We start from the raw sequence: 12,922 nt of genomic DNA, 5'->3' as shown, positions 1-12,922 counted from the left end.
TACCTTGAAAAACGCCGCTTTCTTCACCATCATGTTCACAGTGCTAAGCTTCTCACCAGCGAACGGTATGGCGATGGGTTTCATCAGCTACGCATTCACAATGGTTGTTGCAGGTAAGCGCAAAGAAGTGCACCCATTGATCTACGGGCTGTGTGTGGTGTTCTTAACTTATCTGATTCTGTTGTAGGTTAGTTAGCCACTAGAAAGTGGCTAAGTAAAAAAACAAGTCGATGGCTCTGCAGTGAATGTGGGGCCATTTTTGTATTCGTCGCTTCTCTAGAGCGCATGCTAATGTAGAGACTGGATTAATTATTTTTTTAAGAGTGACTATGCCTTCTCACTTACCTAAATCTTTTAGTAAGCCGTTTTTAAAAGTATTTCACATTATGGAAGCGGTATTACTGGTAGCGATCACGCTCGCGACCTTGTTTGCGATGGTCGAAGAGTTCATGCATGTTTTTGCTGAACGTCGAGTGCAATTGACCGATATTCTACTGATGTTCATCTATTTAGAAGTGTTGGCGATGGTTCAGCAGTTTGTGATGAACGGTAAGATCCCGGTTCGATATCCGATTTACATCGCGATGATGGCGATTGCTCGTTACATTACTCTGGGCATGAAAGAGTTGGATGCAGTACTCATCGTTTGGTTGTCTGTTGCAGCGTTTATCTTAGCAGCAGCAACACTTTTGATTCGAGTAGGGCACCATTACTGGCCATATGTGGATCTTCGAACCAAGCAGCCGGATGAGTAATTCAATTAACTGAAATATGATGATCTAAAAAATTCGCCCAGCACTGCTGGGCGAATTCATTTAGTAGCATACTAACCTGATAAGCAGTGTTAGAAGTTATAGATCAGTGCGATTTCAACACGGGAAATGTCATCACTGCTACTGCCGACTACGTCACGTGTGTAGTCGCTATCTAATGCGTAGTACATATTTAACTCAGACTTTAAGTTGCCTGTGATGTAATTATGGAATTGCAGATAGAACTGGGTGTAAGCGTATTTTTCGTCAGACTCTGCACCAAATAATACATCTTGGTTGAGTGTGTAGATTGCATCATCTGTGTTGGCACGCCATGTCGACATAAAGCCAGCGATGATGGATTGTTTCGGCTGATACTCAATCACAGTGTAAGAGCCGACCTGCATTGCGTTACCGTAAGCGCCGTCATGCGCGAAACCCAGTGGGTCACCTGTCCACAAAGGGTTAAACGTGTTCACTTTGTCGCTGTCTTTATCTGAACCTGATGCGTAATGTAGGTTCAGACCTAAGCGATAGTTCCAGTCTGCTTTCCAGTTGTAGTTCAAATCGGCATAAGCCATGTAGGCTGAGATATCTTTACCTGCATGATCACCAAATTGGTAAACACCGTCGAGCATGTAACCAAACCCTTCACTCACAAAGTCATGGGCATGTAAGCCTAAAACTTGAATGTCGACGTCACCGTCTGGTGCATTAACAAAGCTTTCATTGGTGAGTTTATTACTCATTATGTAGGCTTGCATTGCCCCGAAGTCAGTTCTCCAATTAGCGAATAAGCCGGTCGATTTTTTGCCATTGGTTTTATCATCCCAGTTGCCACCGAAGCTGCCATCTTTGTAGAGAGGGAATACTTCCTCGCCGTAGTATGCGTCAAAATTGATGCCTGCTACGCTGTATTTTGCGCTGGCTGCATTCCAACTTGATTGAACTGGCGTTGGTTCACGGTTCATCATTTGCCATTCATTTAAGTATATTTCTTGGCGACCAAGGCGGGTACTTAGGTATTGCTCACCGTCATCGAGTAATTTGAATTCGGTAAACAACTGGTGGAAGTCAGTACCGGCATCGTCAACTGGACCCGGACTATCGAGGTTAGTGTAATTGGTTCGAATTTCACCAAATACACGCATCCAGTCTTGGTAAGTCACATCGGTGGAGAATTGCATGCGAGTACGCAGTTCATTTTTCTTGCGGTTTTCTCCGTCGTACATGTGATTCCAACGGTTATCGAGTGCCGCTTTTACATTGCCGCTAAATGAGACTTTCCAGTCACCACTGTCATCAATATCTAAGCGTTTGAGTTTTTCTGAAAAGCTTTTTTGACTTTCGTCTAGACCATCGACATAGCTCCAGTCTTCATTGGCTCTATCTCCCCAGAAGGCGATAGGGTTGCGCTCAGACCAGCTTGATGTTGTATTTTCGTTTGCGTGTAGGACGCCAGAAACACAAAGAGCAAGTAAAGTAACTGCATGTTTAGTTATTGTTTTCATTTTTATAATTTCCATATTTCAGGTGCACGAACCCCTTCCTGTGACTTGTAGCCACAGGAGAGATTGCAATTGCTAAGGTTTTATAAACTCGTAACGGTAGGGTTACCGAGGAAGTGCTTGGTTAAGAATCAATGCCAAGGGCTTCTTTGATACCAGACGCAATCGTAATAACGTTCGCTCCGTATATCACTTGAATGCCTTTGTTCATTCTGACGACTCCAATAGCGTTGAGCTGTTGTTTCCATACTTTATCGCTCGCGGCTAGCGACTCGTCGTGCAGCGAAACACGCAGTCGAGTCGCACAGTTTGTTACGTTCTCGATGTTGTCTGCACCGCCAAGCGCTTCAATGATTTCAACTGGCAGACCTTTTGAGGTTTGCTCTTTTTTCTTTTTAAAGTCTTCCTTTGAGTAAAGTGCGATATCGCCATCTTCGTCTTCGCGACCTGGAGTTTTTGAATCAAACTTCAGGATGAAGAACTTGAATGTGTAGAAGTAAATCGCGAAGTATAGTGGGATAATCCACAATAGAGCCCAAGCATGAACCTTTTCAGGTTGTAGTAGGTTAGGCACCATAAATAGCAGCTGATTACCGTGAATTGAAACACCCATCATTTCGGTGATCACATAAGCAAGACCATTTAGCGGAACATGCACTGCAAAGAATAGGAATGGTTGGACGAATAGGAAGGTGTATTCCAGTGGCTCGGTAATACCGATAACAGCAGCCGTAAATACTGCAGGCACCATGATAGCGGCTACCTTCTTACGATTGGCTGTTTTTGCTGTTACGTACATTGCATAAGCAGCACCCGTTAGGCCACCAATTTGGATTGGAATACGACCGCTGGTAAAGTTATGTGTAATGTAGCTCGTTGCCTCTGGTGAACTAATTTGGCCATTCATGATGTTACGAACACCTTCGTAAACAACACCATCAATCTCCATTACGCCACCAACACGAGTGTATTCAATAGGGAAGGCGATAAGGTGATGTAAGCCAAATGGCAATAAGCCTTTGTCAAATACGCCAAATAGGAAAGAGCCAAAAATACCTGAGCTAGTAATCAAGGTAGTGATGGACTGCAGTGCCCCAGCGATCGGCGGCCAAGCGTAGTAAACAAACAGCGCGATAGGCATGATAGCGAAGTAAGCGAAAATCACTACGGCACGAGGGCCAGAGAAGAAGCTCAAGAGTGCAGGCATTTCGAATTTGTAGTAACGGTTGTGGATCCAAGCCGTAATGCAACCAACAAGAATACCGCTAAAGATCCCCATGTTGTAAGCGAAGATACCTAAAGACTCACCCCATAAAGAGTTGAAGTTTTGCGCTGCTACTTTGTCGTAGCCAGCATCATTCATTAATGACGCAACGCTTGTAGTTTCTTGAGTCCATCCGTGAAATGCAGCGATCGATCCGATAGCGACATTGAAACACATGAACATGGTAAAGCCAGTGAAGGCTGCCCAACCTTTTTCAGATTTCGCCAGCGCGAACGCTAGACCAATCGCAAAGAAAGGCGGTAGATTGCGCATGACCATCAAGCCAAGATCTAACATCAGCTTAAAGAATGCCCAAATAACAGAGTCGGTAGCAGACATTTGGTTTACAACACCAGCGCCCACACCAATAAATATACCTGCGATAACCAGTACGATGATGGATACCATCATACCTCCAGCAAGTGCTTGAACCTTATCTCTCATAATTTACTCCTAAAGTGATATGAGAACTTTCACGTATATTGTTATTGCTCTTTTTAATGACTCGAGGCTGAGCCTTTCATTGGGCTCATGGACACGAGTCACATCACCAGGAAAAGTAGGTCCGAATGCCACACCATTGTTTAGCGCGCGCGCGTAAGAAGCCGCACCTTTACTAAAGCACTGAGCGTCCATTTTGGTAACTTCGGAATAAGCTTTTCCCATTGCTTGGATAAGTTCACTTTCGGGTGAGAGGTAAGATAGAGGTAAGTACTGGTGTTCAATCAATCTCACTCCGTATTGTTGGGATACATACTGGAGTTGGGTACGAGCTTGATCGATAGTCAGTCCTTTAGGAAACCGAAAATCAAAATCCAAGTTGTAGCCATGTTGATTCAAATTGATGGAGGAGACACAGCATGTAGTCGACCCCATTTCCTTATCTTGGTGTGCTAGCCCTAATTTCGAAGCATCATTGGAATCACTAAAACACGCGTCTAGTAAATCAATTAAATTTCGAGAGTTAGTGTCTAACCCTTCAACATGTCGCATGTGACGAACAAACTGATCCATACAGTTATCGACCTTATGCGGGTTGCGAGATTTCTCCCACGGCGTTGACAACTCAACGCAGTACAACTCCTTTTGTTGGTGGTTGTCACTTTGTGCCACATTGGCAAGAGTGACCGTTGCTGAAGTTTCAAATGTTGCTGCTACTTCAGCCGCTTTTTCTCCTGTCAGATAAATCGATAATTGATAGCAGGTGGATGTTCTGTCACGCTCACTTTCAATGCTTACGATCTGACAAGTTCCTAGGCCATTGTGAGTTGGGAATTCTCGTTGCAATGACGCATATAGGATGCCTTTTTCTCCATTAACGATTGGGAAGTCGCCATCTGGAGAGAAACCATAATCCGGTTGAGGGTTATGATTAAAATAATGCTCTACACATTCCCAAGTTGTCTCTTCTGCGCCGCCGATGATCACTCTTATTTTTTTGTCGAGTGTTACATCAAGCGCTTTAAACATCTTGAGAATATACAGACTGGCCATTAACGGGCCTTTGTTGTCGGTAACGCCTCGCCCCAATAAGTCATCACCTTGTTGGTGCATCTCAAATGCAGGGGTTAACCATGAGTCCAAATTACCTGCTTCTACCACATCTACATGATGCAATATGCCGATTTCTTGTAAGCCTTCGCCAAAGCTGATGTCCAAGGCATAACCATCATGATCACGGACTTCAAACCCTTCTCGTTTCGCCCAGTTAATGAGAAAGTCGAATGCGTTTCTAATCGGTAAACCAAAAGGAGCATTGGGTGAACAGCTGCTGATATCTCGTACAGACGGAATAGCAATTAGCTCAGATAGATCACGCGTAAACGTTTCAATATTTGAATCAAAATAGCGCAGTGTTTGAGCTGAAAAATTGCTTTCCGTCATGTTTTATTCCTAAATTATCCTTACTGACATGCTTGTAAATAGACTTGCAAGCGAGGTCTCATTTTGATTATAAATCCCAGCTATTGAACGTGTTGCTTTGATAATAAATACGTACCTTCTGCATTCGAAAAAGCCATGAAATCAGCCGATCTTTGCGCGAAAATACCGTTCTCGACGACGCCAGGAATAGCGTTAATTTGGAGTTCTAATCGTTTTGGTTCAGCGATGTCCAAATGAGCAACATCGAGAATGATATTGCCGTTATCAGTGGTGCAGTCTTGGCGCAACGTCGGGTGTCCACCAAGGCTTTGTAAGGCATTAAACACAGCGGTTTGTGCGGCAGGTAAAACCTCTACAGGGAGTGGAAACTTTCCGAGTTGAGTGACCAATCGACCGCTATCTGCGATGGTGATGAAGCTTAGCGCAAGCGTCGCGAGTACTTTTTCACGAGCCAGTGCTGCACCACCACCTTTCACGGTCATGCCGGTTGTAAGACCTTCATCAATGCCATCAATGTAGAAATCAACACGGCCACATTCAGATATGGATATCTCATTCAGCCCTGCAGAGGATAAAGCTCGACTTGAGCGAACCGAACTGGATACGCAGTGAGCAAACTCAGCGCCACTTTCTTTCAATAGTTGAATGAATACTTCAACTGTTGCACCTGTGCCGATACCAATCACGCTAGAAGGTGTTAGCGTTTTTAGGACTTGCTCTAAGGCTACTTTTGCAGCCTTAGTTCGCAGGCAGTCTTGGCTTTGGTTTTCAATAAAGCGTTGTGCCATGCTCATATTACTTCTCCAGAACCGCTAGGGATTTTTCAACGATGTTTTCAACCGTAAATCCAAACATTTCGAAGAGTTGTTCTGCTGGTGCTGATTCACCAAAGCTTGTCATTCCCACAATGTCGCCGTGTAGCCCGACATACTTGAACCAGTAGTCACGGATACCAGCCTCTATGGCAACTCGTGCTGTCACATGGCTTGGTAAAACCTGTTCCTTGTATTCCGCGCTTTGTGCGTCAAAAATATCGGTGGCCGGCATTGAAACTACGCGGCAGCGAATATGGCTGAGTTGTGCTTTTGCTTCCATGGCAAGTGCCACTTCAGAGCCGGTTGCAATCAAAATAAGTTGTGGTTCGCCTTCACAGTCAGAAAGGATGTATCCACCTTTCGCTACATTGGAAAGCGTGTCTTGATCACGCTCGAATTGAACAAGATTCTGGCGAGAGAAAATCAATGACGTTGGACCATCAAAACGTTCGATAGCAGACTTCCAAGCCACCGCGGTTTCTACTTGGTCGCAAGGACGCCAAGTGCTCATGTTTGGGGTAAGTCGAAGCGATGCGATTTGTTCAACCGGTTGGTGTGTCGGACCATCTTCCCCCAAACCGATAGAGTCATGGGTATAAACGAAGATACTGCGTTGCTTCATTAGTGCTGCCATACGAAGCGCGTTACGAGCGTACTCCATGAACATCAAGAACGTACCGCCGTATGGGATAAAGCCTCCATGCAACGCCACGCCATTCATCATTGCAGACATCGCAAATTCACGAACGCCGTAACTCAAGTAGTTTCCTGACGCATCTTGAGCGGTAATTGCTTTTGAGCCTGACCAGTTAGTTAAGTTTGAAGGGGTTAAATCGGCAGAACCTCCCAAAAACTCTGGCAGTAATGGTCCGAATGCTTCAATAGTATTTTGTGATGCTTTGCGAGTCGCGATGGTTTGTGGATTCGCTTGCAAAGTCTGGATTAGGTCTTGAGTGTGCTGATCCCAATTTTCAGGTAATAGGTTCTGGCTACGACGCAAAAACTCAGCGGCTAATTCTGGGTGCGTCTCTTGATAAGCATTGAAACGTGTTTGCCAGTCATCTTCATTGCTTTGTCCTTTATCTTTCCCATCCCATGCTTGGTATACATCTTGAGGAATTTCAAATTCAGGATGGTCCCAGCCGAGGTTGAGTCGAACCAATGCGACTTCATCAGCACCTAACGGAGCACCATGACAGTCATGACTGGCTGACTTGTTTGGTGAGCCAAAACCAATCACGGTTTTGCAGCAAATTAAGGTTGGTTTATCTGTTACGGCTTTAGCTTCAGTAATCGCTTTGTGAATATCATCAGCGTTATGACCATCAACATCAGCAATAACATGCCAACCGTAGGCTTCAAAACGTTTTGGTGTGTCATCAGAGAACCAGCCGTCGACTTCGCCATCAATCGAAATGCCATTGTCATCCCAAAAAGCGACCAGCTTCCCTAGTCCAAGCGTACCGGCAAGTGAACATGCTTCATGAGAAATACCTTCCATCATGCAGCCGTCGCCCATGAACACGTAGGTGTGGTGATCAACAATATCGTGGCCTTCACGGTTGAACTGTTCAGCCAGCACCTTTTCAGCCAAAGCCATGCCGACACCGTTGGTGATGCCTTGTCCTAATGGGCCGGTAGTGGTTTCAATACCTGGAGCGTAACCGTATTCAGGGTGACCTGCGGTTTTACTGTGTAATTGACGGAAAGATTTGATGTCATCCATTGATAGCTCGTAACCAGATAGGTGTAACAAGCTATAGATAAGCATTGAGCCATGGCCATTCGACAAGATAAAACGGTCGCGGTCGGCCCAGTTAGGGTTGCTCGGATTGTGTTTTAGAAAATCACGCCATAGAACTTCAGCGATATCGGCCATGCCCATCGGTGCTCCGGGGTGGCCCGAGCCTGCTTTTTGTACAGCGTCCATGCTTAGAACGCGAATAGCGTCGGCTAATTTAGTTCGTGTAATCATTATGCTTCTCCTACAGTCGTGCTTCGATCATGGTTTCTAACTTGCCTTGATCGACTGCAAAGTTACGGATGCCTTCGGCTAGCTTTTCTGTTGCCATCGGGTCTTGGTTCATCTCCCAGCGGAACTGTGCTTCAGTCATAGCTGTTGGTGTCTCTTTGATGGTGTCACGGTCGGCAAAGAGTAGGCGCTCAACAGAGCCTTCTTGTGCTGCAAGTTGGTCTAAAATTGCAGGGCCTATGGTCAAACGGTCACAGCCCGCTAATGCTAGGACTTCATCGGCATTGCGGAAGCTCGCGCCCATCACAACCGTGTTGTAGCCATGATCTTTGTAGTAGTTGTAAATTTCAGAGACTGAAACGACACCAGGATCTTCATGAGGAAGGTACGCTTTTTTATCGGTATTGGTTTTGTACCAATCTAGGATACGACCGACAAAAGGTGAGATTAAGAAAACACCGGCTTCTGCACAGGCTTTGGCTTGTGCAAAGTTGAACAGCAGCGTTAGGTTGCAGTTGATGCCTTCTTTCTCTAGCTCTTGAGCTGCTCGAATGCCTTCCCAAGTTGACGCTAACTTAATTAGGATTCGGTCGTTACTGATGCCAGCTTCGTTATACATGCCGATAAGCTTACGAGCTTTTGCCAAGCTTGCGACTCTGTCGAATGACATACGAGCGTCGACTTCTGTTGAGATGCGCCCCGGTACCGTTTTTAGAATTTCTAATCCAATGTTGACCGCCAGTTTGTCTCCAGCGTCGATCAACTGCTGTGATTTGTCGTTGCTTTGTGCTTTTGCCCAAGTGATCGCATCGGCGATTAAGTGATCGTATTGCGGCATTTCTGCGGCTTTTAGTACTAGAGATGGGTTAGTTGTGGCGTCTTCAGGTTGAAATGCAGCAATAGCATCAATATCACCTGTGTCGGCAACGACAGTGGTGTGCTTTTTCAGTTGTTCTAATTTATTCATCGTTCATTCTCGGTAAGTTGGTTTATCAATTGCAGTAGCGTTTGATCATTCATCGAACTCAGCACCACGTTGGCTAGCGAGACATCGAGGTGACGAGTGAGCAAATTGGTTACTGCAACTGTTGGTATTCCTGCCGATCGAGCCGCCATAATTCCAGGAGGGGAATCTTCGAAAGCGATGGCTTGATGGGCAGATACACCGAGTTGTTCTAATGCCGCTAAATACACATCGGGATGTGGTTTCCGTCTATCTGAGGCAATGTCTTCTGCTCCGATAAAGCAGTCGAAATAGTGTGTAAGGTTCAAACGATTCAGAATTGGCATGTAATGATCAGCCTCTGAGCTGGTGGCCAGTGCAATGCTCAATGAGTGTGATTTAGCAAGGTCTAGATACTGACGGACACCTTCTCGTTCTGTTATTGAAGCAATTAATTGGTAGGCATGAGCGATCACTCGATCGCGAATTTGTGAATCGGAGAGCTTTTGATTCGACGCTTTGTTGAATAGTTGATAAAGGTAGGTTGCTGGCGCTGAGCTCCCAACTAGGCCAGCAACCTGGAGTGGCGAAACTTCAACGCCGTATGGTTTTAACAAAGCTTCCCAGGCTTTGAACATACAGGTTTCGGTATCGACGAGAAGGCCATCGAAGTCAAAGACCAACGCTTTTAGGTTACTGGCAATGAATTCCTCTCTTTCCAATTTCAAAGCTGTATGACCTAAAGTGTTGTTCTTGCATTCCATGTTTCAATCTCCATTTTCTTTAATTATGACAAACGTGAATTTGTGACTGTCGCTTATTCAACCAAACTGGCCTGCAATACTTTTTTCATTTCTTCACCACTGGTTAGTGGTAGATCAAAGCAAAAAGCCGGCTCCAATTTTTGAACATCTTCTTTGGTGACACCGACTTGAGTTAAGTTCGATTCAAGACCGATACGTTCAAGGAATTTCACAAGAGCAGCCGCTAATGATTGAGCTTTTTCTTCGGTACTTCCCACAGCACCAAATAACTCAGCCACTTGAGCAAATCTCTCTGGTTGCTTGCGCCATTGAAGTTGTACATAAGCTGGATAAACCACTGCGAGTGTTAACCCATGTGGTAGGTTTGTTTTGCTACTACCTAAGATTTCGCCTAAAGGGTGTGGTGCCCCCGCACCGCCATTAGCTAGCGAGATCCCGCCAAGTGTGTCTGCTTTCGCGAGTTGGCAGCGGCCATGTAAATCTGCGCCGTTGTCGACAACACTCGGTAGGTGATCAATGACAAGCTTCATTGCTTCTAACGCCATACCATCAACAAATGGAGATGGTCGAGTACCCGTAAATGATTCAAACGCATGTGAAAAAGCATCAAATCCTGTCATAGCTGTCATACGTGGAGGCAGTGTCAGCATGAGCTCTGGATCGATTAACGCTTCACAAGGGAAAAATTCAGGGTGAAACAGTGTTAGCTTTGCATGTTGCTCGAGGTCGGTAATCACTGCCGCTTGCGTCACTTGAGAGCCAGTTCCCGATGTTGTAGGTACAGCGATCAAAGGTACGACTTTCGCGGGTAGTGGGTTGACGTCCCCAAACGGTGAATCATAAGTGGCAAACCAATGAGCCCAATCTAGAGACTCTGTATTGATCGTTGCCGAAATGATTTTTGCTGTATCAATCGATGAACCACCACCAATGGCCAAAACCACATCACAGTTATTTCCGATGGCCACTTGGCGGCCAAGTTCAACGACGGTTGTAGGCGGATTCGGTACGACACCATCAAAATGAGTCACTTCAATTCCTTGCTCTGAAAGCAAAGTAAAAATGCGGTCATAGGCTGGCTTTACTGCATCAAAAATAGGTTCGGATACTACTAGGCAACGTGTGCCATATTGAGCGATAAGCTGACCTATTTTCTGAATCTCACCCGCACCAAAGGTTAGCTTGGTCGGTTGATAGTGTTGAAACTGTGTCATGGTTTAATCCTTGGTAGTGGTGCCAAACCCGAGCATAGAGGGGGGTAGGTTTAGCACCGTTATTTCTAGATTGCTGTGGCGCATCGATTCGATAGAAACTGCGCTAGGCAATTACTTAAACGGTTTCGACTTCTTTTGTGTCTGCCGCTGCTTTATCTTCCAGTTGGTCGATTGCTGCGCGGAAGTCACGAACGCCTGCTGTGATGCCGTCTTTGTGGCCAAAGATATTTGTCGATGCAACCATCACATCAATATCTTCATTAAGCAGTTCTTCGATGTTGTGGTTACGGATACCGCCATCTACACATAGCTCACAGTTAGGGTTGCGTTCGTTGATGAGTTCACGTGCTTCGCGGATCATTGCAATCGCAGATTTGCGCCATAACCATTCATCATCGCCATCAGTAATGCCGTGAATAACAATGTGTAAACGGTCTAGGTAGTAGATAGATTCTTTAACAAATGACACTGGCGTTAATGCACCAACGGTTAAACCAAATTTCATACCGTGGTTTTGACAGTACTTAATGATGTAACACAGAGGAGCACCGATAAAATGCTCAGCTGGTAGAATCAGCATGTCTGCACCAGCAGCTGCGATTTTATCGATAAATAATTTGTCGCAATCTTTGAAGTAAGCGTGAACTTCAATTGGCTTTTCAGTGTAAGGACGAATGCCTTCAACAATTTGATGCCCCCCCATCAATTGCAGGTTTTTCAGGTCATGCATATCTGCTGCATCACAGTGGATGTAATCGGCACCAGCATCAGATACTTCTTTCACTACGTCTGCAATGTGGCCGTAATCTACGTGTGCTAATCCTGCGGCAATTTTTACTTTTTTCATGATTTATCCTTAGTAACTAAAAGTGTTTTGGCATGTGTGTTGGCCTTCTTGCACTATCAAGCGAAGGTACTGGCCAATTCCACAGCCGTTGTTATTGGTAACAATTAGATTAGCCATGCCTTTTAAAGCAGGGCTGGCATTAGCCATTGCGACAGGTTCTCCGACAAGTCGGAACATAGAGGCATCGTTGTCCCCATCCCCAAAAGCAATGGTGTTATGAGATGAAATTCTTTGGTCATTTAGCCACTGCTGAAGAGCGTGGCCTTTGGTGGCTGCTTTAGACGTAATGTCCAATTTATTCGGTGTTGATAAGTCAGCTTGGAAGTGCGTTTTTAAGGAATCTCGTAACTGGTTTAGAGATTCTTTGTCTTGGCTAGACACTAATACTTTGTATACACCGCCACTGCGAGCGATGAGTTCGGTCAGCGTTGGGATAATCTGCAGCTCCATTGCGGCATTAATAACCTCAGCCTTTTTTTCTAAACCCTTTGTATGAGTTGATTCTTTTTGAGCAAAGATGCCCTTACTTGAATAGATGGTGAAGGCGAAATGTCCATCATTCAGTAAGCTCAACAGACCCGTTAGTGATTCATGACTAATTGTGTGCTGATGTTGAACACGTTGTGTTTTAGGGTCATAAATATAGGCACCATTGCAGCAGATGATTGGTAGCGATAATTGAAGCTGGTCAACATATGGCATCATCAGCTGGTGCGGTCTACCACTCGCCAAGCTCACCTGATATCCATTATTAACTGCAAGACAAATCGCTTGTTTGTTAGTCACGCAGATCTGCTCAGCATCACTTAACAGTGTTCCATCTAAATCAATCATTACTGCTTGGTATTTCATTTTACTCTCCAGTGACTTCTCATGACGCAAATTGACTATAAGTGGTCAAATACGGTCACGTAAAGTCATTTTTGATTTATCATGAACAAAATAATGGTTTTGATCAC

The 12,922-nt window shown here is 45.0% G+C and carries 11 protein-coding genes and 1 pseudogene; 2 read left to right on the top strand and 10 right to left on the bottom strand.

From position 1 onward, the window contains the following. Both AB4589_RS02375 and AB4589_RS02370 read left to right on the top strand, forming a co-directional pair. Positions 1-187 (top strand): annotated as a pseudogene (locus AB4589_RS02375) (NCS2 family permease); the annotation flags it as partial. A gap of 142 nt (positions 188-329) precedes the next feature. Further along, positions 330-755, top strand: a complete 426-nt coding sequence (locus tag AB4589_RS02370; protein WP_009848000.1) for a phosphate-starvation-inducible protein PsiE — start codon at positions 330-332, stop codon at positions 753-755. Between the two features lie 89 nt (positions 756-844). On the opposite strand, the gene AB4589_RS02365 is transcribed toward AB4589_RS02370, so the two are convergent. The 10 genes from AB4589_RS02365 to AB4589_RS02320 all read right to left on the bottom strand — a co-directional run bounded on the left by AB4589_RS02365 (position 845) and on the right by AB4589_RS02320 (position 12,815). Beyond that, complete coding sequence (locus AB4589_RS02365) at positions 845-2,263, bottom strand: hypothetical protein (RefSeq protein WP_372099205.1); 1,419 nt, start codon at positions 2,261-2,263, stop codon at positions 845-847. 121 nt (positions 2,264-2,384) lie between these two features. Beyond that, positions 2,385-3,968 (bottom strand): PTS transporter subunit EIIC, encoded by a 1,584-nt coding sequence (locus tag AB4589_RS02360; RefSeq protein ID WP_372099203.1) that lies wholly within the window; start codon positions 3,966-3,968, stop codon positions 2,385-2,387. Between the two features lie 9 nt (positions 3,969-3,977). Then, positions 3,978-5,408, bottom strand: coding sequence for a Sapep family Mn(2+)-dependent dipeptidase (locus AB4589_RS02355; protein WP_017099275.1), 1,431 nt, complete (start codon positions 5,406-5,408; stop codon positions 3,978-3,980). An 80-nt stretch (positions 5,409-5,488) separates the two neighbouring features. Further along, on the bottom strand, positions 5,489-6,202 hold the full coding sequence (rpiA, locus tag AB4589_RS02350) for a ribose-5-phosphate isomerase RpiA (protein WP_017099276.1): 714 nt from the start codon (positions 6,200-6,202) through the stop codon (positions 5,489-5,491). A 1-nt stretch (position 6,203) separates the two neighbouring features. After that, positions 6,204-8,198 (bottom strand): transketolase, encoded by a 1,995-nt coding sequence (gene tkt, locus AB4589_RS02345; protein ID WP_372099201.1) that lies wholly within the window; start codon positions 8,196-8,198, stop codon positions 6,204-6,206. Between the two features lie 10 nt (positions 8,199-8,208). Further along, entirely contained in the window at positions 8,209-9,162 is a 954-nt protein-coding gene (tal, locus tag AB4589_RS02340; protein WP_372099200.1) for a transaldolase, read from the bottom strand. Then, positions 9,159-9,902, bottom strand: coding sequence for an HAD family hydrolase (locus AB4589_RS02335; RefSeq protein WP_372099199.1), 744 nt, complete (start codon positions 9,900-9,902; stop codon positions 9,159-9,161). Before AB4589_RS02335 ends, tal begins: the two co-directional genes overlap by 4 nt. A 53-nt stretch (positions 9,903-9,955) precedes the next feature. Then, positions 9,956-11,116, bottom strand: coding sequence for an iron-containing alcohol dehydrogenase (locus AB4589_RS02330; RefSeq protein WP_371701524.1), 1,161 nt, complete (start codon positions 11,114-11,116; stop codon positions 9,956-9,958). A 115-nt stretch (positions 11,117-11,231) separates the two neighbouring features. Further along, positions 11,232-11,963, bottom strand: coding sequence for a ribulose-phosphate 3-epimerase (locus AB4589_RS02325; protein WP_012603032.1), 732 nt, complete (start codon positions 11,961-11,963; stop codon positions 11,232-11,234). 9 nt (positions 11,964-11,972) lie between these two features. Further along, positions 11,973-12,815, bottom strand: coding sequence for a Cof-type HAD-IIB family hydrolase (locus AB4589_RS02320; RefSeq protein ID WP_372099198.1), 843 nt, complete (start codon positions 12,813-12,815; stop codon positions 11,973-11,975). Between the last annotated feature and the right edge of the window lie 107 nt (positions 12,816-12,922).

Origin of the sequence: Vibrio sp. 10N.222.49.A3, assembly GCF_041475145.1 — a bacterium.
Taxonomy (GTDB): domain Bacteria; phylum Pseudomonadota; class Gammaproteobacteria; order Enterobacterales; family Vibrionaceae; genus Vibrio; species Vibrio tasmaniensis_A.
Note: the sequence above shows the minus strand (reverse complement) of the source record. Positions and strands in the feature narration are given on the sequence as shown.